Consider the following 24173-nt stretch of genomic DNA (forward strand, 5'->3'; position numbering starts at 1 on the left):
CGGCTTCAAGAACCTCCTGCACGACACTCTGCAATGCCTGGCGAAAGCCGTCCTCATCCGACAACAGCAACGCTTTCAACTCGCCTCTGCTCAGTCTAACGTCTCGATTGGTCATGGCACTTCCCCTTCCACGGGAATCGGTGATCGCAACGTCACCACCGTGCCATGGCCGCTCGCCCCTCAGAGCAAGCCCCGTTCTCTCTCCAAAACTTTTTGCAGAACCTTCAGCACACTATCCCGTGACGATTGCGATCTTTCCTTGCAGCCGGCCTGCCATCGCATTCACCAGTCGACCACGGTGCCGTCCGGCATGACGGCGTTACGGGCATGCAGCACTTCCTGCTTGAAGGGGTGGCGCGCGATCACGTCCTCATTGACGGTGACGCCAAGGCCCGGCAGTTCGGGCAGATCCCAGCGGCCGGGTTTACGCTGAATTGGCCAGGTGACGACGTCGTCGTACCAGGCGACGGCACCGGACATCTCCTCCTGAATGACAACGTTCGGCGTCGATATGCCGAAATGAAGAGCAGCCACGCCGGCGATCGGACCAAGCGGGTTGTGCGGCGCAAGGCCGATGCCTGCGGTTTCCGCCATGGCCGCGATCTTCTTCGTCTCGAGCAGACCGCCAGTGTGGCAAATATCAGGCTGGGCAATGTTGAAGGCGCGGGCTGCGATCGAGTGCGTAAATTCGCGACGTCCGATCAGCCGCTCGCCGGAGGCGATCGGCACGGCTGATCGCGCGGTGATATGCGCCAGTCCGGCAACATCTTCGGGTGGAACGGGCTCTTCCGCGAACATGATGCGGGCCGGCTCGATTGCCTTGAGATAATCCATCGCCGCGTTAACCGATGCAGGGCGTCCGTGGAAATCGACCATGATGTCGATATCCGGGCCCACCGCCTCGCGAAGCGAGCCAACCATATTGGCAACGGAATCGACTGCCTTGGCGGGCGATACGTAGTGGGTGTAGGGAACGCAGACGACCTTGACCGCATCGTAGCCTGCTTGCGTCACGATGCGTCCGCGTTCCACGATGGCATCCGCGGATCCGGTCTCATAGACCGCCTTCATGTCCCCGAGGCCGAGATGCGTGTAGGTGCGCAGATAGTCGCGGACCTGGCCGCCCAGAAGGCGCCAAACGGGGACGCCCAATGACTTGCCCAGGATGTCCCAGAGCGCGATCTCGATGCCGCTGACGGCAGACATTCCCTCGACGCCAAGACGCCAAAATCCGTGGCGCGTAAGTATCTGGTAGCACTGCTCCACATTGCGCGGATCTTGCCCGACGAGCAGGGCCTCAAGATCCTGAAGCGCTCCAACGACGGCTCTGGTCTTCCATTCCAGTGTTGCCTCACCCCAGCCAAACAGCCCGGGCTCGTCGGTTTCGACGCGAACAAAGACCCAGTTGCGCATTTCCGCATTGCAGACGCGCGCCTTGATGGCCGTGATTTTCATCGGTCCTCCCAGACCTGCCGTCTTTTTGAAGGCAATATGTATGATTTATTACCGATAATATGGACGAGTCAAGCGCAACGTCGCTGTGGACCAAGGGCGCACCTCGATGTTCAACGCGCAACCATCATGTCCTCGCCGCCCATCCAGCGCAGGCATCAGCAGCTCGCTCAGCTTGCCTGATCAGTATTCGCCAACGTCGATGACAGCCTGGGGAAAGGCTTGCGGGGCTTCTTGAGGCTAGTTGTGGCCGATACCGCCGGTGATGATCCGGTGCGTGTATCTGCCCGAGAATTTCTTGGCGTAGGAACTGCTGTCGGGATGGGGTGCGCCATTGGCATCGCCCTCAAGGGTAATGGTCGGCACTGTGATCACGGGAGCTTCGGCCAGCCGGTTTTCCAAAACGTCATATTACGGCTCGCCATTTGCCAGGCCGAGCCTCCAGCGGTAATTGTGTATGACGATGCTGACGTGATCCGGGTTGTCCAGGCCGCCGGCGCGCTCAGGCCGAGTTCGGTGGCGGCGAACGTCATTGCAGTCGCACCGACAATGCGCCGGCGGCGATGGCCAACCGTGTCGGGGGCCTTACTCGCATTTATGATGAAGCCTCTATGACGACCAACAACGAGCGGGAACGACCAGACCCGCCCGCCTCATCGGCCGACAGGAAATATTGCGCTTATTTCGATCGTGACTGCCGCGAATCCAGTATTCGCAACCACTCGGCCAGGGGCAGTGCGGCGAGCTCTGACGGAATGTCAGTAAGGTCCAGCGTTTCCTCGATTTCCCTTCGGAGAAATTCGAGATGTAGGCCGTCCCGCTTGGAAGCGGCTGGATGTAGCATCCGCAGAAACGGCAGCACGAGAATGACTCCTGATCTTCTGGCGGGGAGAGAGGGATATGTTGCGTCTGATCTTATGCTCGGGGCCACCCTCGGCTTTAGGCGAGGCCCTCACGATCCATTGCGATGCGCACAGCCGGTCGGGCAGCCATTCGGGCGCGAAGGGCTTGCAAAGGCGCGGGAACAGGGACGTGGAAGCGGGCCGCCCAGAGCAGCATCACGAAAAGATAAAAATCCGCGACGCTGGGTTTGTCGCCGAACAGATAGTCGGTCTTGAGCCCGTCTGCGAAGAACTCGAGTTGGCTCGTAATCGTCGCGCTCGCCTTGGCCTTTTCAGCATCGCTGCTTTGGTGCCACATCGGCTTGAAGCTTCGATGTATTTCAGTCGAGACATAGGTCAGCGCTTCGAGAACGCGCGTACGGCCCAAAGGCCCTTCCACTCCCAGTGCCGGGTATCGCGACGCGAGCCAATCGAGGACGGCGATGTTTTCCGTCAGCGTTTCGCCGCTATCCAGCACGAGGGCTGGAACATACCCCTTACGCGTCACGGTGGTGAAATCATCCCCGGAGGCCGCCCGCTTGGTTTTGAGATTGACGGTTTCGCGCTCGAAGGATGCACCAGCCTCCTCCAGCGCGATGTGGTCGGCCAGGCTGCAGGCGAGAGGGCTGTAGTAGAGTTTCACCGCTTTTCCCTTTTCTGAACCCGGTTGAATCGCGCTGGTCGTCGCCGGGCGGAAAACCTGCCACGCGAGACAACCGCTCCAAGAACTCGCACTTGGCGGGGACGACGACTACGACACCGACAGCTAGACATGCCTATGCCGAGGTGGTCGGGCTGGAGTTTGGGATCGCCGTGCGCAATGCCGGGGCATATCCCAGCTCAGTGGCCAACGGTTATTGGGAGGAATCCAGAACCTTCCATGATGGCATCATCGCCAGCCCGGCCAGTCCTTCGCTCAGGAAATCCTAAACGAAAGTATTGGACGCGCGCGCCGTTGGCACGATGGCTCACGCCCGGCCACGGCCGGCATATTTCGGGCGATATGAGCAGACTGGAAAGGCGAAAGCCGTGGCCTGCTTTTGCTCGATTGCCACCAACGCGATGACGCAGCTTCCAACAATAGGAGTCGCCACCATGGCCGACCTTTCCGAAACCTCCACAGCCGAGCACACATTGCGCGTCGAAGCGCCCGCCGCGATCGAGGTCGACGTCTCATCGCTGACGCCGGGAACGTCGCTGATCGTCGACTGGCATGGCAAGCCGGTGGTCGTACGCAACCGCACCAAAAAAGAGATGAAGGACGCCGAGGCGGTCAGTCTCCCCGAGCTCAAGGATCCAATTGCCCGCAACGCCAACCTGCCGGCCGACGCGCCGGCAACCGACGCCAACCGGACTATTGCGGGCAAGGAGGCCTGGCTGGTGATGGTCCAGGTCTGCACCCATCTCGGATGCATCCCGCATGATCAGGAAGGCGATTTCGACGGCTGGTTCTGCCCATGCCATGGTTCGCAATACGACACCGCCGGCCGCATCCGGAAGGGGCCGGCGCCGGAGAACATGGCGGTACCGGTGTTCCAATTCGTCTCCGACACCAAGATCCGTATCGGCTGAGGCAGGGGGCTTTCGATGAGCGGCGACAAATACTCGACCTATACGCCCAAAACCAGAATCGAACGTTGGCTCGACGCCCGCCTGCCGCTGCCGCGGCTGGTCTATGACAGCTTCATCGTCTATCCCGTCCCGCGCAACCTGAACTACGCCTATACGTTCGGCGGCATTCTCACGATCATGCTGGTTTCACAGATCCTGACCGGCATCGTGCTGACGATGCATTACGCTCCTGATACGGGGCTGGCCTTCAATTCGGTCGAGAAGATCATGCGCGACGTGAATTCGGGCTGGCTGCTGCGCTATCTCCATTCCAACGGCGCGTCGTTCTTCTTCATTGCCGTCTACATCCATATCTGCCGCGGGCTCTACTATGGTTCGTACAAGGCGCCGCGTGAGCTGCTGTGGGTGCTCGGTTGCACCAACCTCCTGCTGATGATGGCGACGGCCTTCATGGGCTACGTGCTGCCTTGGGGACAGATGTCGTTCTGGGGCGCTACTGTCATCACCAACTTCTTCACGGCCGTCCCACTGATCGGCGACTGGCTCCAGCAGCTTTTGCTCGGCGGCTTCGCGGTCGATAATCCGACGCTGAACCGCTTCTTTGCGCTGCATTACCTGCTGCCATTTGTGCTTGCGGGCGTGGTGACCTTGCATATCTGGGCGCTTCACGTCGTCGGCCAGAACAATCCGACCGGCATCGAGGTCAAATCGAAAACCGATGTCGTGGACTTCACGCCCTATGCGACCGTCAAAGATGCCTTCGGCATCCTCGTGTTCCTGTTCTTCTTCGCCTACTTCGTCTTCTACTTGCCGAATTATCTCGGCCATCCCGACAACAACAGCATCGCCAATCCGCTGAAGACGCCGGCCCACATCGTGCCGGAATGGTACTTCCTGCCGTTTTACGCGATCCTGCGGGCCATCACGTTCAATATCGGGCCGATCGATTCCAAGCTCGGGGGCGTGCTCGCGATGTTCGGCTCGATCGCGGTGCTGTTCCTTGTGCCGTGGCTCGACACCTCGAAAGTGCGCTCGGCGGTCTATCGCCCCTGGTACAGGGTGCTCTTCTGGCTGTTCGTTGCCAATGCCCTCTTTCTCGGCTGGCTCGGCTCCCGGCCGGCGGAAGGCGCATACGTCGTCATGTCCCAACTGGCGACGCTTTACTATTTCGCGTTCTTCATCATCGCCATGCCGGTGCTCGGGCTGATCGAAAAGCCGCGACGGCTGCCGAATTCGATCACCGAAGCAGTGCTCGAAAAAGACAAGGCCAGCGGCAGAGGCCCGATCGCCGGGCCGGAGACCAAACATTGAACTGGGCATTGCGGTGATCGTTCATGAACTGGTGGAACTCTCCTCTGGTCTACATCGTGTTGCTCGGCCTCGCCGGGATCGTCGTTTGGTCTCTCATCCCCAGACGCTTCGCCAATGCGAAGCTGGTCGTCCAACTTGGCTTTTTCCTCGCGATGTCGGCCATGGTTCTCCACCTGCGCGTCGTGCCGTACGAGGCCGCAGGGAACAACGAAACAACCGGGGGAGCGATCCTCATCGGCTCGGTCAAGCTGCTCTGGTGGGTTCACCTTGCCTGGGCGCTGATCGGATTTGTCCGCATCTATCTCGTCTTTGAGCGAAAGCCGCGCGAGGCACGTCTCCTGCAGGACGTCGTGGTCGGAATCGTCTATGCTGGAATGTTCCTGTCGATCCTGGCGTTCGTCTTTGCAGTGCCGGTCGGAACGCTCATTGCCACGTCGGGCGTGTTTGCCGTTATGCTGGGACTGGCGCTCCAGAATACGCTTGGTGACGTATTTTCTGGGATCGCGCTTAACCTCGGCCGCCCTTACGTGCTTGGAAACTGGATCATTCTGGGCGACGGAACCGAAGGCCGCGTTGTCGAGACCAACTGGCGGTCGACTCAACTCCTTACCCCGACCCACAATGTCGTCGCGCTGCCAAACAGCCTTCTCGCCAAGATCGGGGTAACAAATTTAAGCGGTCCGGACGAGAGCCATGGACTTGCCGTCACCGTCAAGGTGGCGCCAACGAAGACGCCGGCGATCATCGTAGATCTCATGCGCACTGTCTTGCTGAGCTGCAATTCAATCCTCCAGGACCCTTCGCCTTCGGTTACCATCAGAAGCCTGGATGCTGCAGCTATCGAGATCGAGTTGTCGTTTCGCGTCGCAAGTATTGACCAGCGAAGTACCGCTCGGAACGACATCTTCGATCTCATTTATCGCCATTCAAGGTCGACCGGCATGCTGCTGGCGCAGCCACTTTCGGCTTCGATTGCCATGACCAACCGGCCGAGCCACGAGACGGCAGCCTCGCAAGGCTTCACCCCGATCGACCTCATCAATTCCATACCGGTATTCTCGGCTCTGACGGGTACCGAGCAGGAGTCGCTCGCCAAAGCGGCCTCGGTTCGCACCTACCATAAGGGCGAGATCATCGCACGACAGGGAGAGATGCTGCCGTCGCTCATGATCGTACGGACGGGAGTCATCGTGCGGCAAATTGGCGAGGACGATGATCAACTGAAGGAGATCGGCCGGCTTGCACCTGGCGATTTCTTCGGCGAGACCGGATTGCTCGCCGGCATTGGCGAGATGTCGAGTTTGCGGGCAATGACCCCCGCCACGGTTTACGAGATAGACCAGGAAAGCTTTGCGCGGCTGCTGCACGACAGGCCCGAAATGGCCGAAGATCTTGCCGCGATCCTGTCGATGAGGGTGTCGGCATTTAATGAAAGCGGCATCGCCGGACAGCACCACGCGAGCTCCAAATTCGCGCTCCTCAAAGCCATTCAGACGGTCTTTCGCGCCGCTCCGTTCAAGCGCGTTCGAGCACCTGGCTGACAAGGCATGCAGAAGGACAGAGATCCATGACCATCCGCCAAAGCGATATCACAGGCATCGATCCAGCCGGCTATCCTTGATTTTGCGGACGGACTGAAGGTAGGGCGCGTATTGCCCTCCTCGAATCGCCTCATGATCGGGCCCTTCGTCCTGTTCGACCATTTCGGCCCCGCTATATTCGACACAGGTCACGGTTTCGAAATGGCACCGCATGAGAAGGCAGCGGATGGTGACCTCTGCGCCGCGACGGCTTTACGCCGCTGGCACGAGCAGACCACTACGACATCAAGTAGAGATCGTTCATCGTTTCCTCGTCGAGCAAACCGTCGAACCAGACGTCGAAGATTGTCTCGAGCAGGAACTCCTCGTTGCTTGCTTCGGAAAACAGCGTGAGGGACGCGTGCAACTTCTTCGCATCAACCTCACCGAAGACAGCGCGAGCGCTCAGGCCGGAGAGCCGTTGCATGGTGCCAACGCATTCCCGATAACGGCCTCCGAGGATCGGAAATGAGAGATAGGCGCTGGCTTCGTCGAGCGATGTGATTGCATATGGCTCAGGCGCTGCACCACTTCGCCTTGTGGCCAACCTTGGGAAGATGAACTCCATGTAGGGAGTGCACATCATCCCTCGACGTAGAATGGCCAGCGCGTCGTCGTAGACCGGATCCTGTGCGCTGACGAACCTCTGCAAATCATACTCGTCAGGCATTTGGATAGATCCTTGGGAAACCCTCAACATTCGTGCCAATGACTAGCCGCCGACGACATCTGCATAGTCCGGGTGCTTGGCGAAAAAGCGGCTCATGAAGGGACATTTCAAGATCGCTTTACGGCCGGTTTTGCGGAGCAGTTCGAAGGTCCCTTGGGCCAATTGCGACGCGATCCCCTGTCCGGAAAATTCCGACGGGACTTCGGTGTGTATCAGCGCAACCTTCCCGCCTTCGAGCCGATAATAGGCCGCCGCAAACATATCGCCGGCGATCGGCAGCTCGAAACGGTGCTGTTGGACGTTTTCGACGAGTTGTGCATCCATCTTTATCTCTCGATTGTATGTCACGTTTATCACCGGAGGCAGATTGGCGGGCCGCTATCGCATCGCAGGCAACCGCAGAGTGACGGTCGTGCCTGCCCCAAGTGTGCTCTGAATATCGATGCTTCCGCCTGATTGCTCGGCAAAGTGCTTCACCATCGGCAAACCGACGCCGCCGAGGCCTTCGCTTCTGGTGGTGAAGAACGGATCGAAGGCGCAGACCATCGTCTCGCTGGTCATCCCGATACCGTTGTCCGCGACACGGATATCTACCTGACTGGCGGCGGAGTTTGCAGAGGCCAAGCCGGCATCGATCGAGATGAAACCGCCGTCAGGCATTGCATCGCGCGCGTTGAACAGAAGATTCAGAACCGCATTTTGCAATCCAAAGCGATCGCATCGCACCAAAGGCAGGTCGGACCCGACCCGAAGCTCAAGACCGATATTGGCATCCAAGGCGCTCCGTACGAGGGTTTCGATCTCAGCCAGGCAAGCACCTACGTTTGTGTATTCGATTTCAGCGTGGCTCTCTCGGGCCAGGCTGATGGTTTGCCGGACAAGGCCCCCGGCCCGCTCCAAAGCCGTTTTGGCGCCGGCAATTACAGGCCCAAGCGCCGGAGCCGCTTGGATGCTCGGATCGCGGGCCAGGTGGTTCAACGCCGACGAGGCGACCTGAATGAGATTGCCCAGGTCATGGACGATGCCGGCCGTCGACATTTGCACGGACATACCACTTCCAGGGCCATCGGGCGGGCCGTCGAAGACATCTTCTTTTATGTCCGGACGAAACATTTCATTCCCCGCTGGCTAAGTCGTCACCTATTTGCTTCAATACGCTATAATTTACGACCTTTATTTTATATTATGTCTAAGAAGACGCCGATTCATACTTCCGTATATATTCAATCGCGAGACCATGCTCTATTGGTAGCCGATCCCGCTGATGTAGTTGGCAAGCAGCCGTTCCTGCAGTTCCTCTTGTTTAAAGAGCGCCTTCATCGCATCACGGATATCTAGGACGCCTAGCGGTTTCGAGTCAGCCCCGAGCACCGGCACATTCTGCAGGCCTTGCGCGGCCATCGTCTGCCAGACTGAATGAAGATCATCATCGGGACCACAGGACACGATGGACCGGCTCATCAATGCCGCAATCGGCGCTTCTGTTGGCCCTGAATTGGCCAGATGGCGGACAAGGTCGGACTTGCTCAGCACGCCTGCCGCCTCCCCACTGCCGTGGCACACCACGACCAGGCCTATTGCGGGCCTGGAAAGTGAGAGTGCCGCACTGCGGAGTGGAGCGTCGACATCGACCACCATAAGACGGGCCGATATTACTGGATGCAGACTGTCAATGCGCATGACGCCCTCCTGAGAGCGCCTCGCGGCCGCGGCCGGGAGGCTGAGATCGGTTCCAGTGTTGGTCGCCGAGCTCGGCGACTTTGCCCGGCCGCTCAGAATGGCTCACAAACAAGCGCCATTCTGACCCATTCCAAAGATTAGCTCAGTGCTGCTTTGCTCAGGCCAAACTTCGCATCGCCCGAGCCCGGGACGGGTTTGAAGCCGATGTTCAGACGGTTCCAAGAGTTGACCGCCATGACAACGAAGGTCAGATCGGAGATTTCCTTCTCGGAAAGCTGCGACCTGACGCGATCGTAGATCTCGTCCGGGACACCCTGCTCGGGCAACTTCGTCAAGACTTCCGTCCATGCCAAGGCGGCACGCTCGCGAGGAACGAACAAGGTTGAATCCCGCCAGGCTGCCAGGTGGTAAAGGCGCAGTTCGCGCTCGCCATGAATCTTCGCCTGTTTGACGTGCATATCGAGGCAGAAGGTGCACCCGTTCATCTGCGCGGCTCGGACGGCAACAAGATCCCGGATTGGCTCTTCGATCGACCCCTCTCGCGTCGCACCAAGAAATTCAATAAATTTCTTCAGAAGTTCGGGCGACTGCTCAGCATAACTCGCGCGTTGGGCGGCGGCTTTTCCTTTCGGAGCGACCGGTGACGCTGCAATATTCATTACTTTATCTCCTTGAGGTGTTTGCAATCCATTGCCGCGTAAGGATGACCTGTGAGCCAAATTGTTGCTATCGTGCCCGATGATATGTATTGCCATTCAATAGGTCGGCGCGCCTAAACCGAAGTATAGGAAGCGGTGGAATTGACACCTGAACGCTGCCCTCGGCAATTCGCTTTGCCGCAGGCATGCGACAGGCGCACAGCGTTTTGGGTCATATGAAGGGCTCGGCTGAGCTGGCCGGCGTCGATCGAGAGACCTGGATCGAAACTGCGTTCACTCTTCGAAGGGAGCGTTCATCACAAGATCAACTGCTGAAGTCGCCTTGTAGCCTGAAACAAAGCGCTCGCCGAAGTCCCGGGCAAAGTTGTCGTAGGTGGTTTCGGGCCTGATCTCGGCGATATGGCAAAAGCATCGCGTCATCCGCCGCTTCATCCCGAGGCGCGGAAACTCACCGATGATCTTTGCAATCTCGGCTGACGAAATGAGGCTGTATTGCAAGCCGACGACATCGAGACAGATGCCGGCTGTGCAAAGCGCCACCTCAGCCTCCTTGTAGAGGCCGATCGACGGCGTCGAATTGAGGGCGACGCTGTCCCAGATCAATTGGGCGCGCCGCTCGTCGAAGCCACCTTCCCGAACGAAGGTGCGGGCAAGATCGGCGCCTTCCACTTCGAAACGGCGCGGCCCGGCGAAGTCCTCATTGAGCGTGATGTCATGCAACAGGGTTGCAACGGCAACAACCTCCGCGTCGTGCTGGATATTCTGCATCTGTCCGATCCGGGCCGCGAAAAGCCAGGATCGGACAACGTGGTTGAACAAGTAGGGTTCACATCGCTGGCGGGCATGTTCGATCGCTCGGCCAACAAGCGGTGTATCGGGGACCGAAATCCCTGCAAGTGTGCGGCTGGCGATCGAATTCATGTCACTGACCGTCCTTTCGCATACGATGGTCCGGGGGCCGCGATTTCATTTCGCGTTCGTCGTCAGTTCCGTCTCGCTGGTCTCAACGACGAAAATAGCAAGCAGACGAGCGCCTTCCGTCTTGCTGGCGTTTTCGCTGACGGCATGACGGTCGCCCGGGAATTCGGAGAAACTCTCGCCGGCGCGATAAGTCTTCACCGGCCCATCGTTGACCTGGCTTCGGATCGCCCCCTCCAGAACCGTGGCATAGATGAACGCGGATTTGGGATGGGTATGGGCCGGCGACGTACCCCCCGGCGCGTACTCGACGAGCACGGCCTTCATGCTCTTGCCGGGCACGTTTGGAAGGGCCTGGTCGTAGACAAGCTTCACGCTGGCGGCGTCATTGGCCATTGCTGCGGTGACGGAAGCGGCGGTGAGCGCGGCGCAGAGAAGTGTTCTGATCATGTCTGGTCTCCTTGTTGTGAGAATGGCCTATCCGATGATTGCTTATTTCGGTGCCGTGTATCGGCTGAGCCAATCATCGAAACGCACGGGGCCGATGCGCGCATTCTCGCCGGGCACCAGCGTTCGGTCGTCGATTGCCACTTGGCCGTAGTAGAGCGCGCCGGGATCCGGGACGACTTTGCGCGGGTCGTTGGTGGCCTTCAGGAAGCGCTCGACAAGTTCGCTCATGCGAACACGCTCCGGGCCGGCAATTTCGATCATGCCGTTCAACGGCGCGGCAAGCGCGACGTCCGCCATCGCATCGGCAACATTATCAGCCGCCATGGGTTGGAAGTAGGCCGGCGACATATGAATGGTATCTCCGACGGCACCCGTGTTTGCGATGGCGGCTGTGAATTCGAAGAACTGAGTGGCGTGAACGATGGTGTAGGGAATTCCGGACTCCCTGATCAGCTTTTCCTGAAGCAACTTGCCGCGGAAATAGCCCATGCCCTGCAGCCGGTCGGTACCGACGACGGACAGCGCCACGTGATGACGGACGCCGGCGGCCGTTTCGGCGGCAAAAAGATTACGCCCGGATGCCCCGAAGAACTCCAGGGCAGCCTTTTCCTCGAACGACGGCGAGTTCGCCAGGTCGACGACGACCTGCGCACCGGCAAGCGCGGACGCCAGACCCTCTCCCGTAACGGTGTTGACGCCCGAATTCGGCGACGCCGCCAGCACGTCGTGTCCTTTGTTTCGCAGCCTCTCCACGGTCTTTGAACCGATCAGCCCGGTTCCGCCGATGACGACGATCTTCATGTCTGGTCTCCTGGTGTTGCGTGTCTATTTTCGTTGCTCGATCGGATGCAGGCGCTTCCAGCCTGCTATTGACTGACCGATGCAGCAGCATCCTCGATGAGTGACGTGACCTCGTCGGGGTGCGAAACCATGAGCGCGTGGGACGCACCCTCGATGACGACGGTCTTTACCGCGTGCGCACGCTTGGCCATGAAGCTCATGACGGCTGCCGGGATGTTGCGGTCATCCGAGCCGTAGATCATGTAGGACGGCAGCGTCTTCCATGAGGCGACGCCCGAGGTTTCAGTCAGAGCCGCCTGAGCAACAGGACGTTGAGTGGCAGCCATCAGCAAAGTCTGCTCTTGCGGAACGTCGGCGGCGAACTGGGCGCGGAACTTGGCCGGCTCGATGAAGAGGTCTTGCCCGCCGTCCGGCAACGCTACCGGAGCAAGCGCGCTCCCCAAGGTGCTGCCGGGAAACATGCTGGACAACGTAAGGCTCGATTCGCCGGTATCCGGCGCGAAGCCCGCCACGTAGACCAACGCCTTTACATTGGGATTGCCATTGGCGGCCTCGGTGATGACAGGCCCGCCGTAGGAATGCCCCACCAGCACGACCGGCCCGGAAACCGACCGGACGATGGCTGAGACTGCTTTCGCATCGCTGGCAACGCCGCGGAGCGGATTAGCTGCGGCTATCGCTACATAACCGTCTTTGCTGAGCTTGGTGATGACTGCGTCCCAGCTCGACGATTCCGCGAAGGCGCCGTGCACCAGTACGATCGTCGGCTTGGGCTGAGAATTGGCGGCCTGCGCCATCCCGCCGCCCGACGCGGCCAGCGCTGCGGTGAGCGCCAGGGCTCGAGTTATGTTTCGCATTTGCTTTCTCCCGTGTGGCCTGTGGTGACCAATGCTCAAGAGAATGCGCCGACGCTGCCCGCCAACCTATTGTGCGGAAGGGTCTGTCATACAATGCCAAGGTGCAGGGTAGGTCACCGGGGAGATCAGGTGCCCTGCAGCATAATTGAGGTATCTATGCCGGGTGTGCATTGTCGGCGGACGCCGGAACAGACACTGAGGGCGCGCGGCCGGAGAGCTGTGTTTGCAAGACGCCGCTGCCGCCGTGGCGAGACCTGGCGATCCGACTTCTCTTGCGCGTCGATCCCTGCAATGCGACTTGCTATTTACGTGGCTCAATTTGCGCCACGTCGACAAAACGTGTCGCCTCCGACCTATTTGGCGCGACTCGTGCGGCAGCTTCCCAAAAAATTTTCGTGAGGAAGACCGATTGCTCAGCCGATAACCGGCAGTTCTATTGGCGCGATCTCGCAGTCATGGCTCAGAGCACTGCCATCCCGCCATCCACCCGCAGATTGATGCCCGTGACGAAACTGCTCGCGTCCGAGGCAAGGAACAGAGCAGCTTTTGCCAGCTCTTCCGGCTGCCCCATCCGGCCCAGGGGTATTGCCTCCGCCATCGCCTTTTCAAACAGCCCGCGCTGCTCAAACGGTATGCCTAGCTTATCGAGAATAGCCGTATCCACCGGACCTGGGCTGAGCACGTTGACCCGGATGCCGCGAGACTTCAGTTCGATCGCCCAAGCGCGCGCAAAGGCATTTATGGCCGCCTTCGAGCCCGCGTATACAGCATGACCGTCCAGGACCTTCTCGCTGGCGAGCGAGCCTGTGAGGATGATTGCGCCGCCGTTCCGCATGATCGGAATCAGCTTCTGGACGCCGAAGAAGACGCCTCGCGTGTTAACGGCAAATTGCGCATCATATTCTGCCTCGGAGACATCGGCCGAGTGCGTGATGGTGTTTATGCCGGCGTTCGCCATATAGATGTCGAGCGCCCCGAACCTCTGGCGGATCTGCTGCGCTACCTCGTCATGGTGCGACACGTCGGCCACATTTCCCTGAATGCCCAGCGCGCCTGCCCCGATCTGTGCGACCGCTTCCTCGACCGCCTGCCGCCGGCGGCCGGTAATGACGACTTGCGCGCCCTCGGCCGCAAAGATTTTTGCAGCCGATAGTCCGATCCCGCTGTTTCCGCCGGTGACCACCGCGATCTTGCCTGAGAGTGCGCCCATGTCGTTCCTGCCTTCGAAAAATTGTGCCGGTGCTGCTGCGATGGTCGCAACTGCTGGCCAAGAAAATTTCACGCCGAATTGAGACCGCCAAAATGAGCGGCAATCGCAAACGGCTACCGATTGATAAACTCCCGGCGATTAGCCAGTTTGACGACCTCGAGAGCGCTTTGGCCTTCAAGGCGCGGCGGCGACCCCCGACAGTGCGACGTAGTGTCAAACCCCGGCGATCGCCTCCGCGCTGCACAGGCGCAGTTGCCCGAATGGCAGCCCTGTCGCAGCATATGTTTGCCGCCTTTGCCAGCGCTCCAACTCGATGGCGCAGTGGTTCGGTTCCACAATCCGGGACATGAGCCGACAGAACCGGCATTCAGGCACCGCTCGGCTATGCGAGCGCACAAGGTTGACCTGGCGCGCCACCTGAAATGCTGTTCAGGGCGCGCGAAATATTGCCAAAGGTGGTCATCGGCGGCTCCAAGGAAGTGCGGACAACATGCGGTCGTGTCTGAGGGCGTACTATCCTTTGATGAAGGCGAGCAGGTCAGCATTGACCTGATCCTGGTGCGTGGCCGTGATCCCGTGGGGCGCGCCGGGGTAGTAGATATCCTTTGCGCCTTTGATCAGTCGGGCCGACTTGACTGCCGAGTCCTTGACGGGGACGATCTGGTCGTCCTCGCCATGCAGGACCAGGGTTGGTACGTCGAACTTTTTGAGGTCCTCGGTAAAATCGGTCTCGGAGAACGCCTTGACGCTTTCGTACGCGTTGACGAGACCCGCCTGCATGCTCCAGAGCCAGAACTGATCCAGAGTCCCCTGGGAAACCTTAGCGCCCGGCCTGTTCGCGCCATAAAACAACGGTGCGAGGTCCCGGTAGTACTGCGAACGATCCTTGACGAGGCCAGCTCTTATGCCGTCGAATACCTCGATCGGCAGGCCTTCCGGATTGGCCGGCGTCTTCACCATGATCGGCGGAACAGCGGCGATAAGAACTGCCTTGGCCACCCGTTTCGTCCCGTGCCGTCCGATATAGCGAGCAACCTCGCCTCCTCCGGTGGAATGGCCGACCAGCGTGGCGTCCCGGAGATCCAGCGCCTCGATCACGGCTGCAAGATCGTCCGCATAGCCGTTCATATCGTTGCCGGAAGTCGCCTGGCTCGATCGGCCATGGCCGCGCCGGTCATGCGCAACGACGCGAAAGCCGTTATGGGCAAGAAACAGCATCTGGCCGTCCCAGGCGTCGGAATTCAGCGGCCAGCCGTGCGAAAATGTGACGACAGGACCCTTGCCCCAATCCTTGTAGTAGATTTCGGTGCCGTCCTTGGTCGTGATGGTGCTCATCGTCTTGGTTCCTTTGATGGAGGGGGAAGAGGAAAGCTTTTGTTTTCGGCTCGTTGCCGAAGCAGCGCGGGGCAGTCCGGCGGCTACCGTAGAGATCAGGCCTGCCAACAAGACATCGCGGCGAGATCCGCCGACGGAGAAAAGTCCGTCTTTGTTCATCATGTCCATCCATGTGCTTTGAACATCATGCTCACCATCACGACCGTCGAGTCGGCCTGTGCGGTCGCGTTCGGGGAGGAGCGAGCGAGGAGCGGTAGAAACGCGACGGTCGTGATGGCTTGCGAGGAACAGGATGCACCGATCCGGGCCGCGAACCTATTCTACCGAAGCATCTGTCATACGATGCCAAGGTGCAGGGCAGGCACGCCGAGGATAGGGGCGGGCCAAGGCAAGCTCTTATAGACACACGTCAATTTAGGCTTGGGTAGCGGCGCGGGGACCGCCGCGGCATGGCCGGCGTCAGTTGTTGTTGCATGGAATGTTGCGAGTTTGTCGGTCAGGCTGGGCCGCCAAGGAGCGCCGCTCAATGGTAACCGATGTTGGCGCGGGCCTTGCCGCGAAACACCCAACAGGACCACCGATGTACATCAGGATCACCCGCACCAGCACGAGCGTACCGACAGCAGGAAGGCCTGGGCGCGCAGAGGTAGCAATTTCCCGCAGCCTGAAGCAGCCGGGCGCGCCGGGCGATCCTATTGGATGGGGCATGGATGGGCTTGTGCCAAATTCTAGGCCTGGCGCATCGGCGCGGGCAGCGTTTCCCATGTCCTGATCAGCTCACCGATGGAAGCGGCCTCCATCTTGCGCATGACATTGCCGCGATGCAGCTTGACCGTCACTTCACTGATGCCGAGGTCGAAGGCGATCTGCTTGTTGAGGCGTCCGCGCGCCACTTCTCGCAGAACCTCGCGCTCGCGCGGCGTCAGCGTCTCGACCCGCTCTACATTGCGCTTGACGATCACCGCATCCGCCCGCCGCTTGGCGTCCACCGCAATGCCCGTGATCACCGCGTCAAGCAGGGTCTGATCCCGCACCGGCTTGGTGAGAAAGTCCACGGCGCCGGCCTTCATCGCTTGGACAGTCATCGGGATATCGCCATGTCCGGTCAGGAAGATGATGGGTTTGGGGTTGCCGTTTTTCGCAAGATGATGCTGCAGATCGAGACCGCTCGTCCCTGGCATGCGCACGTCGAGGATCAAGCAGCCGGGACCTTCCAACACATCGGCGTCAAGCAATTCGCGGGTCGAGGTAAAGCTGACCGGCAGGAAACCCGCCGACAGGATCAATTCCGACAGCGCCTCCCGAACAGAGGCATCATCATCAACAATAATGACCAGCGGCTGCTCGGCTTCAGCCCTCCGCTGCTGTGATGACGGCGTCGATCTCCGTAATGGCAATTGGTCAACTGTCATGTTTAGGCTCCGTTTTTGGGTTGCGTAAAGCATCGCCGATCGCCGCAAGCAGGGCCTGGCCATCGAAGGGCTTGCAGAAAAGCCCGCCAATGCCCTTGGCGCGGTGCTGATCCACTATCTCGTGGCGACCGGTGATCAGGAACACAGGCAGGTCCGGACGCGCCTTCTTGACCAGGTCACGAAGTTCAAAGCCGTCCATGCCGGGCATCCCGATGTCGGTGATGAGCATGTCCAATCCAGACAGGCCGCTGACCAGCAATGCCCCCGGCGACGAGAAGCTGCGGGCCACATAGCCGGCGGACTCCAAGAGGTCCTCCAGCGACTCGAGCAGTCTTGGGTCATCGTCGACAATCGCAACGACAGGCCTCCGCTTGCTCACCCTCAGCTCCCCCCTGCCCGGCGCGAGTGCGTGATCGGTATTCCCAATCGCTCGGCGATGCGCACTAGGTCGGCGAGCGACGCCGCGATCATCTTCTGCATGACGTTCCTTCTATGAATTTCCAGCGTAACTTCGCTGATCCCTAGTTCAGCGGCGGCCTGCTTGTTGAGCAGGCCGCTGACCACCAGCGGCAGCACCTCACGTTCGCGCGGCGTCAACTCAAGATAACGTTGCTTCAACACGCCCAGCTCGGCGCGCTCCGATCGCTGTACCCGATCCTGGGCAATCGCCGCATGGATTGCGGCCATGAGGTCTGCATCGCTGAAGGGCTTGGTCAGGAAATCCACGGCGCCGTGCTTGATCGCACGCACCGAGGACGGGATATCGCCATGTCCTGTCAGGAAAACGATCGGCGGATGATCGCCCTCGGCAATCTGTCGCTGCAGATCGAGGCCGTTAATATCCGGCAACTCGATATCGAGGATGAGGCAGGCAGGGACGTCCGGCTTGTCAGCGCGGATATAATCGCCCGCCGATCCGAACGCTGTGGCACGCAGGCCATGTGCGGCCAGCAGTTCACTAAGCGCCTCCCGGATGCGTTCATCGTCATCTACGATAAAGACAATTTGGCCGTCCGTCGTCATGACGCCGCTTCCATTTCAACCGGCAACGTGAAGATAAACGTCGCTCCACGTGGTTCGTTCTTCTCGACCCATAGACGCCCGCTGTGCGACTCGATGATCGAACGGCAGATCGCCAGTCCCATGCCCATCCCTTGCTCTTTCGTGGTAAAGAACGGTTCGAATATCCGGTCGGGAAACTCGACGCCCCGGCCGCGATCTCTGACTTCGGCCTGGACAACATCCCCGATATGGCGCACGCGGATGCTGATAACTCCGTCATCCGCACCAGAGTCCATCGCCTCGATGCCGTTGCGAATGAGATTGACCAGAACCTGCTGGATCTGGACGCGATCGAGCGCGACTAGCGGAACGTCGCTTTCGACATCAACGCTGATGCGAACGCCCCGCCGCATCGCTTCCTCGGTCACGAGGTCGCGTGCCTCTGCGATGACACTGCTGAGCGCGGCATTGGTCCTCGTCTCGGTGGATTGCTTGAACAGCGCGCGGATGCGGCCGACGACGTCCGCCGCCGAATTGGCGTCCCGGATAATGCGCTCGGCCGTAATCTTCGCGCGTTCGACGTTCGGCGGGACGGCGCCCAGCCAACGGTGGCATGCATGGGAATTGGCGACGATCGCGGCCAGCGGCTGATTCACCTCGTGCGCGATCGAAGCGGAAAGCTCGGCGAGACTTGCAGCCTGAGTGGCTTGCGCGAGTTTGTCGGAGGCTTGTCGCAGCGCTTCCCGCGCGCGCACCTCTTCGTCGATGTCGAGGGAAACCCCGTACCATTGCACAACCGCCCCGTCTTCATCACGCCGCGGCTCGACCCTGCACTCCGCCCAGCGATAGCCGTCTGTTTCGCGCCAACGAAACCGCATCGCGGAACCGCCGCCTGTTTCGAAACAAGTCAGCAACGTGCGCAGCACCTCGGGAGCATCTTCGGGATGAACCAGTTCTTGCAGCAATTCCTCGATGCGCGGCTCTCCGAGTGTTTCGACATTGGCGATGACGGCGCGGAAATGGTCTTGGTATCGCTTGTTGAAGTAGACCGGCCCGCCGGTCGGCACCGCGCTCCAAATGCGGACCGGCACAGCGTCGATCATCTGCTGAAGCTGCAATTCGCTCCGCCGCAGCGCCTCTTCGGCTTGCATCTGATCGTCTATGTCGTGACAGAGGCCGTACCACTGCACGATCAGGCCAGCGTGATCGCGCATCGGCTCTGCCCGGCTCGACATCCAGTGATAGACGCCATCGGCGCGGCGCAGGCGATACCTCATGGAGAAGCGCTCGCCGGTAGCAAGGCAGTGACTGAGCGTGTCGCCGAATGCTGCTGCGTCGTCCGGATGGACGGTGGCCGCTATCATCGCCGCCAGCCGGCCGATGCCCTGTTTGTCCAAATCCGTTACGTCAAGGCCGAGAAAGTCGACCATTCGCTTGTTGAAAAAGGTCGGCTCGCCGTCCGGCGTCAGGCGCCAAACGTGGCTCGGAACCATGTCGACAAGCTGCGAGAGCTCCCGCTCCCGGTCGCGCAATGCCTCCTGCGCGCGCACCTCATCGTCGATGTCGATGCTGGCCGTGTACCATTGGACGATCGCTCCACTCTGGTTCCGCAGCGGCTCGGCGCGGCCCTCCCTCCAGCGGTAGACACCGTCAGCGCGACGCAGGCGATACCGTATGGGATAGGGTTCGCCGGTGGCGAGTGAGCGGCTGAGCCATTCTCTCATCCTGGGTCCATCGTCGGGATGGACGGCTGCCGCGACTACGGTCGCCAGGCGGCTCGTGCCCGGCTTGTCCCAGCCCGCGATGTCGTTGAGGCCGATATAGTCTGTCGTGCGCTTGCTGAAGAAGGTTGGTTCGCCGTTGGGCGCCATGCGGGCAATGTGAGCGGGGATCATTTCGACCAGCAACGAGAGTTCTCGCTCCCGCTCCCGCAAGGTCTCCACACTTTGGCGCAAAGTGAGCACCGCCGCCTGATGCTGCCTGGAAATGGCGGCCACGACGAGCGCCGAAAATGCAGAGATGCCCAGAAAAAGCTGCAGCATGATCTGGTTGTGCTTCTGGGACTCGGGATCGCCGGCAAATTGGCTGGCGCCGGATATCGTGAATACTGCCGTGATCAGAGCGAGAACGGTCAATGCTACGGCGGCGCCTCGGAACTCAAAGCGCACCGCGGCCCAAAGAAGAGGCGGCATGATGATGTAGGCGAACGGCAGATAGCCGCTCAAGGAAAGGGCGGCGATCCCAAGAAAGATCAGCCCTAGGACGCAAGCTTCCATCCACCGCGCTGCCGAGAGCTGCGCCTTGCCGCGCCAGTTCTGGAACACGACCAGCGCCAGTGGCGCTACGATCAGGACTCCTGTCGCGTCTCCGATCCACCACAGCGGCCAAGCCGTCGCAAAGCTTTGCGATTGTATGCCAAACCACGCAAGCGCCGCACTTCCGACCGTGGCGCTTGCAACCGGCGCAACTCCAGCGGCCAGTACGACGAATGCGAGGACGTCCCGCAACGTTTCCAGCCGAACTGGGCGCTTGCAGGTCTGGTTCACAAGCCATGCGCCGGTCACCGCTTCAAGAGCGTTGCCGGCAAAGATCAGGAAGGCCGCGGGCAGCGGAGTGTGGAACCACAAGAAGTTGCTGAACAGTTCTGCCACACAGGCCCCCAGCACCCACCACGGCCAGCTATACCTGGAGGCGAAGACAAGCGTAGCGATGAAAAGCCCGCTCGGAGGCCAAATGGAAATCCCTGTTCCAGGTATGATTGCGAGCGACTGGGCGAAGCCGCAGCCCAGGACATAGGCCGTAATAAAAAGCCCCAGATGCAAGAATTGAGGACGGTGCGACCAGACGCGCGACAACCTGCCTCTTTCAAGATCGCTGATCATGTTGCCGCGAATCAGGCCCGGTTCATTCGTCGCGAAAGGTCGGCCACTTCCCGGTCCGGATCGGTCCAACTCATGCGTTAACGCGAGCGTTGCGTTGGAATCGGTCTCGCCAAGTGAGTTGGGCGCTATCGTCATCGGGTGCCCCTGACGGACAAACAAAATCTGGAGATTGTCGGCGCTTCGTGTAGCACTTGTTCTTGATAGCTGGACTGGGCGGACGGACTCACGTCGCCACCCTAATCCCGCCATGCCCCAACCGCACCTCATGGAAATCCATGCATTGCACGCGGCGGCGCCCCTTCACCGAGAGCCGAAAAACCAAGCGCTTACTGAGCGCCGCCGGTGGCCGAGGTGTCGCCCGACTTATTGCGCAGCTTTCGCTTCAACCGGGAGAGTGAAGATGAATGTCGCCCCACGCGGCACGCTATTTTCCACCCAAAGGCGTCCGCCGTGAGACTCAATGATCGAACGGGAGATCGCGAGCCCCATGCCCATCCCGTTTCCTTTCGTTGTAAAGAACGGCTCGAATATCTTGTTAGGACGTTCGATACCCGGGCCTCGGTCGCTGACCTCGGTCTGGATCGTGTCCTCTATCCGGTGCACGCGCATCCCAAGAACCTTGTCGCCCGCGGTGGTGTCCATCGCCTCCATGCCGTTGCGAATGAGGTTGACCAGGACCTGCTGGATCTGGACGCGATCGAACGCAACCAGCGGAAGGTTGCTTTCGACGTCGATGTCCATGCGAACGCGACGCCGCATGGCTTCCTCGGCCATAAGGTCACGGGCTTCCGCAACGACGCTGGGGATCGGCGTACTGGTTCTCATTTCAAGCGAAGGTCTGAACAAGGCACGGATGCGGCTGACGACATCCGCCGCCGAGTTGGCGTCGCGGATGATGCGCTCGGCCGTGATCTTCGCGCGCTCGACGTTCGGGGGCTCGGCGGACAGCCAACGGTGGCATGCGTTCGAGTTGGCGACGATGGCGGCCAGCGGCTGGTTCACCTCATGAGCGATGGATGCGGAGAGTTCGGCAAGGCTCGCCGCCTGACTCGCACGCGCCAGTCTCTCTTGTGCCAGTCGAAGCTCCTCTTGTGTCCGCACCTCATTTTCGATGTCGAGGCAGATAACGTTCCACTGCACTATGGCGCCTTCAGCATTGCGCATCGGCGCGGCACGCGTCTCGACCCAGCGATATTCACCATCGAAGCGCCGCAGACGGTGCCGTCGCGCATACGGCTCGCCTGTGGACAGACAATGGGCATATCTTTCCTTGATACCTGTCAGGTCGTCGGGATGAACACCGGCGTCGAGTGTGCCAGCCAGCCGCGACTTTCCCGCTTCGTCCAATTCCTCAAGATTGTATCCGAGGAATTCGCGGAGCTGCTGGCTGCGGTATATCGGTTCGCCATCCGGCGCGGCGCAATCGATCATTGCCGGCAGCGTTTCAACGAGCTGCCAGAGAGCGCGTTCTCTCTCGCGCAGCGCCGCTTCGACGCGCAGCTGATCGTCGATGTCGTGCGTAAGACCGTACCACTGGACAATGCGTCCGCCGTGATCCCGCAGCGGCTCCGCGCGGCCCTCCATCCAACGATAAACGCCATCGGCACGGCGCAGGCGATACCTCATGAAGAAGCGCTCGCCGGTGGCAAAGCAGCTGTCGAGTGCTTCCTTCAGGCTGGCTGCATCGTCGGGATGGACGACGGTGGCAATGAAGGCCGCCAGCAGGCTCGTGTCCGGCTTTTCCGCGTCCGCTATGTCCAGGCCGAGAAAATCTATCAGGCGCTTGTTGAAGAAGGTCGGCTCACCGTTGGGGGACAGCCGCCAGAGGTAGCTCGGAACCATGTTGACGAGTTGCGAGAGCTCTCGTTCCCGGTCGTGCAAAGCCGCTTGCGTGGTCACCAGGTCATGGATGTCGACGCTCACACCGTACCATTGGAGAATGCTGCCATCTTCGTCGCGCAGCGGCTCGGCGCGAGTCTCGGTCCAGCGATAGCCGCCGTCGGCCCGCCGTTGGCGATATCTCTGAAAGTAAGGCACGCCCGTTGCGAATGAATGGCGGATCGCCTGCCGTGCGGTGTCGATATCGTCTGGATGGATGACGCTCAGCGACGGCGAGCCGTCCGGGGCCGTGATGTCATGGAGCGTGGCCCCGGTTACATCGGTGAACCGCTTGTTGACGTAGGATGGCGTCCCTTCCGGTGTCGTACTCCAGATCAAAGCGGGCACGGTGTCGATAAGCTGCTGAAGGCGCCGCTCACTTTTGCGCAACGCCGCCTGCGCACGCACCTCATCGTCGATGTCGAGAGAAACCCCGTACCACTGCACAACCGTTCCGTCGTCATCGCGCCGCGGCTCGACCCTGCACTCAGCCCAGCGATAGGTGCCGTCTTTTTCGCGCCAGCGAAACCGCATCGCGGAGCCGCCGCCAGTTTCGAAACAACTCAGCAACGTGCGCTGCACCTCGGGAGCATCTTCGGGATGAATCACCTCGTACAGCAACGTTTCGATTCCCGGCTCGCCGAGCGCGTCAAAGTTGGCGATAACGGAGCGGAAATGGTCCTGGTATCGCTTGTTGAAGTAGACCGGCCCGCCGGTCGGCATCACGCTCCAGATACGGACCGGCACGGCGTCGATCATGTGCCGAAGTTGTTGCTCGCTCTGCCGCAACGCCGCTTCGGCGTGCATCTGATCGTCTATATCGTGACAGAGGCCGTACCACTGGACGATGCGGCCGGCGTCATCGCGCATCGGCTCCGCCCGGCTCGACATCCAGCGATAGACGCCATCGGCACGGCGCAGGCGATAGCGCATGGCGAAGCTCGCACCGGTAGTGAAGCAACCGCGGAGTGCATCGCCGAATGCTGCCGCGTCGTCCAGATGAACGGCGGCCTGTATCATCGCCGCCAGCCGGCTCATGCCCGGTCGGTCCAGATCCGCTACGTCGAGGCCAAGAAAGTCAACCATGCGCCCATTGAAGAAGATCGGCTCGCCGTCGGGATCGAGCCGCCAGATGTGACTCGGGACCATATCCACGAGCTGCGAGAGTTCCCGCTCCCGGTCGCGCAATGCTGACTCGGCCCGCTTCTGGTCCTCAATGTCTATTGTCGTGCCGTACCATTGAATGATGCGCCCCTGGCTGTCGCGAAAAGGTCGTCCTGAGCTTCGAAACCAGCGATAGACGCCATCGGCGCGCCGCAGGCGATGCTCGGTATCGTAGGGATCGCCGGTTTCGAGGCAATGCCGCCATCTGGCGGCTACAGGATCATAATCGTCGGGATGGACAGCTCGACACCAGCTGAACTCATCGTTGTCTTCGGAGGTGTTGAGACCTTCATGCGTGTTGCCCATGAACGCCAGGGTATTTGGGCTGACATAGGTGAACCTTCCGATGGCATCGGCTGCCCACGCGTTGCCGGGCATGCTCTCGATGATTTGCAGCGCGAGCGTTGCTTCGGGGTCGATTTCGCCAAGTGAGTCGGATGCTGCTGTCATTGGCTTCTC

Annotated in this window: 22 protein-coding genes and 1 pseudogene; 4 read left to right on the plus strand and 19 right to left on the minus strand. The window is 60.3% G+C overall.

The window, feature by feature from the left end:
* Positions 1-282: 282 nt before the first annotated feature.
* The 3 genes and pseudogenes from dgoD to NKJ84_RS02235 form a co-directional block, all read right to left on the minus strand.
* Positions 283-1455 carry a galactonate dehydratase gene (dgoD, locus tag NKJ84_RS02225; RefSeq protein WP_352505161.1) on the minus strand — a complete coding sequence of 391 codons (1173 nt, stop codon included), beginning with the start codon at positions 1453-1455 and terminating at the stop codon, positions 283-285.
* Positions 1456-1692: 237 nt separating this feature from the next.
* Positions 1693-1950, minus strand: a pseudogene (locus NKJ84_RS02230) (alpha/beta hydrolase); the annotation flags it as partial.
* A gap of 441 nt (positions 1951-2391) precedes the next feature.
* Entirely contained in the window at positions 2392-2976 is a 585-nt protein-coding gene (locus NKJ84_RS02235; protein WP_352505162.1) for a glutathione binding-like protein, read from the minus strand.
* A gap of 92 nt (positions 2977-3068) precedes the next feature.
* Here NKJ84_RS02235 and NKJ84_RS02240 point away from each other — a divergent pair, with 92 nt between their 5' ends.
* From NKJ84_RS02240 to NKJ84_RS02255, 4 genes are all read left to right on the plus strand, one after another.
* Entirely contained in the window at positions 3069-3263 is a 195-nt protein-coding gene (locus NKJ84_RS02240) for a hypothetical protein (protein ID WP_352505163.1), read from the plus strand.
* Positions 3264-3395: 132 nt separating this feature from the next.
* The gene (gene petA / locus NKJ84_RS02245; RefSeq protein WP_352505447.1) at positions 3396-3905 is read left to right on the plus strand and encodes a ubiquinol-cytochrome c reductase iron-sulfur subunit; all 510 of its coding nucleotides are present in this window, start codon (positions 3396-3398) and stop codon (positions 3903-3905) included.
* Positions 3906-3920: 15 nt separating this feature from the next.
* A complete protein-coding gene (locus tag NKJ84_RS02250; protein ID WP_352505164.1) occupies positions 3921-5216 on the plus strand; it encodes a cytochrome b in 1296 nt (431 codons plus the stop codon).
* Between the two features lie 23 nt (positions 5217-5239).
* The gene (locus tag NKJ84_RS02255; protein WP_352505165.1) at positions 5240-6757 is read left to right on the plus strand and encodes a mechanosensitive ion channel family protein; all 1518 of its coding nucleotides are present in this window, start codon (positions 5240-5242) and stop codon (positions 6755-6757) included.
* Between the two features lie 277 nt (positions 6758-7034).
* Here NKJ84_RS02255 and NKJ84_RS02260 read toward each other — a convergent pair whose 3' ends face one another.
* The 16 genes from NKJ84_RS02260 to NKJ84_RS02335 all read right to left on the minus strand — a co-directional run bounded on the left by NKJ84_RS02260 (position 7035) and on the right by NKJ84_RS02335 (position 24164).
* The gene (locus tag NKJ84_RS02260) at positions 7035-7466 is read right to left on the minus strand and encodes a DUF1810 domain-containing protein (RefSeq protein WP_352505166.1); all 432 of its coding nucleotides are present in this window, start codon (positions 7464-7466) and stop codon (positions 7035-7037) included.
* Positions 7467-7508: 42 nt separating this feature from the next.
* A complete protein-coding gene (locus NKJ84_RS02265) occupies positions 7509-7790 on the minus strand; it encodes a GNAT family N-acetyltransferase (protein ID WP_352505167.1) in 282 nt (93 codons plus the stop codon).
* A gap of 54 nt (positions 7791-7844) precedes the next feature.
* Entirely contained in the window at positions 7845-8579 is a 735-nt protein-coding gene (locus NKJ84_RS02270; RefSeq protein WP_352505168.1) for a sensor histidine kinase, read from the minus strand.
* Between the two features lie 129 nt (positions 8580-8708).
* Positions 8709-9146: a CBS domain-containing protein gene (locus tag NKJ84_RS02275; protein ID WP_352455793.1), complete on the minus strand. Its 438-nt coding sequence runs from the start codon at positions 9144-9146 to the stop codon at positions 8709-8711.
* A 137-nt stretch (positions 9147-9283) separates the two neighbouring features.
* Complete coding sequence (locus tag NKJ84_RS02280; protein ID WP_352505169.1) at positions 9284-9805, minus strand: carboxymuconolactone decarboxylase family protein; 522 nt, start codon at positions 9803-9805, stop codon at positions 9284-9286.
* A gap of 273 nt (positions 9806-10078) precedes the next feature.
* Positions 10079-10573, minus strand: coding sequence for a hypothetical protein (locus NKJ84_RS02285; protein WP_254818506.1), 495 nt, complete (start codon positions 10571-10573; stop codon positions 10079-10081).
* Between the two features lie 198 nt (positions 10574-10771).
* Positions 10772-11173 carry a cupin domain-containing protein gene (locus NKJ84_RS02290; protein WP_352505170.1) on the minus strand — a complete coding sequence of 134 codons (402 nt, stop codon included), beginning with the start codon at positions 11171-11173 and terminating at the stop codon, positions 10772-10774.
* 42 nt (positions 11174-11215) lie between these two features.
* A complete protein-coding gene (locus NKJ84_RS02295) occupies positions 11216-11974 on the minus strand; it encodes an SDR family oxidoreductase (protein WP_352505171.1) in 759 nt (252 codons plus the stop codon).
* Positions 11975-12039: 65 nt separating this feature from the next.
* Positions 12040-12831 carry an alpha/beta fold hydrolase gene (locus NKJ84_RS02300; protein WP_352505172.1) on the minus strand — a complete coding sequence of 264 codons (792 nt, stop codon included), beginning with the start codon at positions 12829-12831 and terminating at the stop codon, positions 12040-12042.
* A 460-nt stretch (positions 12832-13291) separates the two neighbouring features.
* The gene (locus NKJ84_RS02305) at positions 13292-14041 is read right to left on the minus strand and encodes a glucose 1-dehydrogenase (RefSeq protein WP_352505173.1); all 750 of its coding nucleotides are present in this window, start codon (positions 14039-14041) and stop codon (positions 13292-13294) included.
* Between the two features lie 513 nt (positions 14042-14554).
* On the minus strand, positions 14555-15535 hold the full coding sequence (locus tag NKJ84_RS02310; protein WP_502904009.1) for an alpha/beta fold hydrolase: 981 nt from the start codon (positions 15533-15535) through the stop codon (positions 14555-14557).
* A gap of 569 nt (positions 15536-16104) precedes the next feature.
* Positions 16105-16788: a response regulator transcription factor gene (locus NKJ84_RS02315; protein WP_352505448.1), complete on the minus strand. Its 684-nt coding sequence runs from the start codon at positions 16786-16788 to the stop codon at positions 16105-16107.
* A complete protein-coding gene (locus NKJ84_RS02320; RefSeq protein WP_254818501.1) occupies positions 16778-17167 on the minus strand; it encodes a response regulator in 390 nt (129 codons plus the stop codon). Before NKJ84_RS02320 ends, NKJ84_RS02315 begins: the two co-directional genes overlap by 11 nt.
* Positions 17168-17169: 2 nt before the next feature.
* A complete protein-coding gene (locus NKJ84_RS02325; RefSeq protein ID WP_352505175.1) occupies positions 17170-17811 on the minus strand; it encodes a response regulator transcription factor in 642 nt (213 codons plus the stop codon).
* Positions 17808-20672: a sensor histidine kinase gene (locus NKJ84_RS02330; RefSeq protein WP_502899796.1), complete on the minus strand. Its 2865-nt coding sequence runs from the start codon at positions 20670-20672 to the stop codon at positions 17808-17810. The genes NKJ84_RS02325 and NKJ84_RS02330 overlap by 4 nt, the downstream gene beginning before the upstream one ends.
* Positions 20673-21035: 363 nt before the next feature.
* Positions 21036-24164: a PAS domain-containing protein gene (locus NKJ84_RS02335; protein ID WP_352505176.1), complete on the minus strand. Its 3129-nt coding sequence runs from the start codon at positions 24162-24164 to the stop codon at positions 21036-21038.
* Positions 24165-24173: the final 9 nt, after the last annotated feature.

This window comes from Mesorhizobium sp. M0048, assembly GCF_040323405.1.
GTDB lineage: Bacteria > Pseudomonadota > Alphaproteobacteria > Rhizobiales > Rhizobiaceae > Mesorhizobium.

Excerpts from the sequence above, each read along its gene's own strand:
- NKJ84_RS02260 (WP_352505166.1), bottom strand. The coding sequence starts at position 7,466 with ATGCCTGACGAGTATGATTTGCAGAGGTTCGTCAGCGCACAGGATCCG.
- NKJ84_RS02300 (WP_352505172.1), bottom strand. The coding sequence starts at position 12,831 with ATGCGAAACATAACTCGAGCCCTGGCGCTCACCGCAGCGCTGGCCGCG.
- NKJ84_RS02290 (WP_352505170.1), bottom strand. The coding sequence starts at position 11,173 with ATGATCAGAACACTTCTCTGCGCCGCGCTCACCGCCGCTTCCGTCACC.
- NKJ84_RS02285 (WP_254818506.1), bottom strand. The coding sequence starts at position 10,573 with ATGCAGAATATCCAGCACGACGCGGAGGTTGTTGCCGTTGCAACCCTG.
- dgoD (WP_352505161.1), bottom strand. The coding sequence starts at position 1,455 with ATGAAAATCACGGCCATCAAGGCGCGCGTCTGCAATGCGGAAATGCGC.
- NKJ84_RS02255 (WP_352505165.1), top strand. The coding sequence starts at position 5,240 with ATGAACTGGTGGAACTCTCCTCTGGTCTACATCGTGTTGCTCGGCCTC.
- NKJ84_RS02275 (WP_352455793.1), bottom strand. The coding sequence starts at position 9,146 with ATGCGCATTGACAGTCTGCATCCAGTAATATCGGCCCGTCTTATGGTG.
- NKJ84_RS02335 (WP_352505176.1), bottom strand. The coding sequence starts at position 24,164 with ATGACAGCAGCATCCGACTCACTTGGCGAAATCGACCCCGAAGCAACG.
- petA (WP_352505447.1), top strand. The coding sequence starts at position 3,396 with ATGACGCAGCTTCCAACAATAGGAGTCGCCACCATGGCCGACCTTTCC.
- NKJ84_RS02250 (WP_352505164.1), top strand. The coding sequence starts at position 3,921 with ATGAGCGGCGACAAATACTCGACCTATACGCCCAAAACCAGAATCGAA.
- NKJ84_RS02325 (WP_352505175.1), bottom strand. The coding sequence starts at position 17,811 with ATGACGACGGACGGCCAAATTGTCTTTATCGTAGATGACGATGAACGC.
- NKJ84_RS02330 (WP_502899796.1), bottom strand. The coding sequence starts at position 20,672 with ATGATCAGCGATCTTGAAAGAGGCAGGTTGTCGCGCGTCTGGTCGCAC.
- NKJ84_RS02270 (WP_352505168.1), bottom strand. The coding sequence starts at position 8,579 with ATGTTTCGTCCGGACATAAAAGAAGATGTCTTCGACGGCCCGCCCGAT.
- NKJ84_RS02280 (WP_352505169.1), bottom strand. The coding sequence starts at position 9,805 with ATGAATATTGCAGCGTCACCGGTCGCTCCGAAAGGAAAAGCCGCCGCC.
- NKJ84_RS02295 (WP_352505171.1), bottom strand. The coding sequence starts at position 11,974 with ATGAAGATCGTCGTCATCGGCGGAACCGGGCTGATCGGTTCAAAGACC.
- NKJ84_RS02305 (WP_352505173.1), bottom strand. The coding sequence starts at position 14,041 with ATGGGCGCACTCTCAGGCAAGATCGCGGTGGTCACCGGCGGAAACAGC.
- NKJ84_RS02310 (WP_502904009.1), bottom strand. The coding sequence starts at position 15,535 with ATGAACAAAGACGGACTTTTCTCCGTCGGCGGATCTCGCCGCGATGTC.
- NKJ84_RS02265 (WP_352505167.1), bottom strand. The coding sequence starts at position 7,790 with ATGGATGCACAACTCGTCGAAAACGTCCAACAGCACCGTTTCGAGCTG.
- NKJ84_RS02315 (WP_352505448.1), bottom strand. The coding sequence starts at position 16,788 with ATGACAGTTGACCAATTGCCATTACGGAGATCGACGCCGTCATCACAG.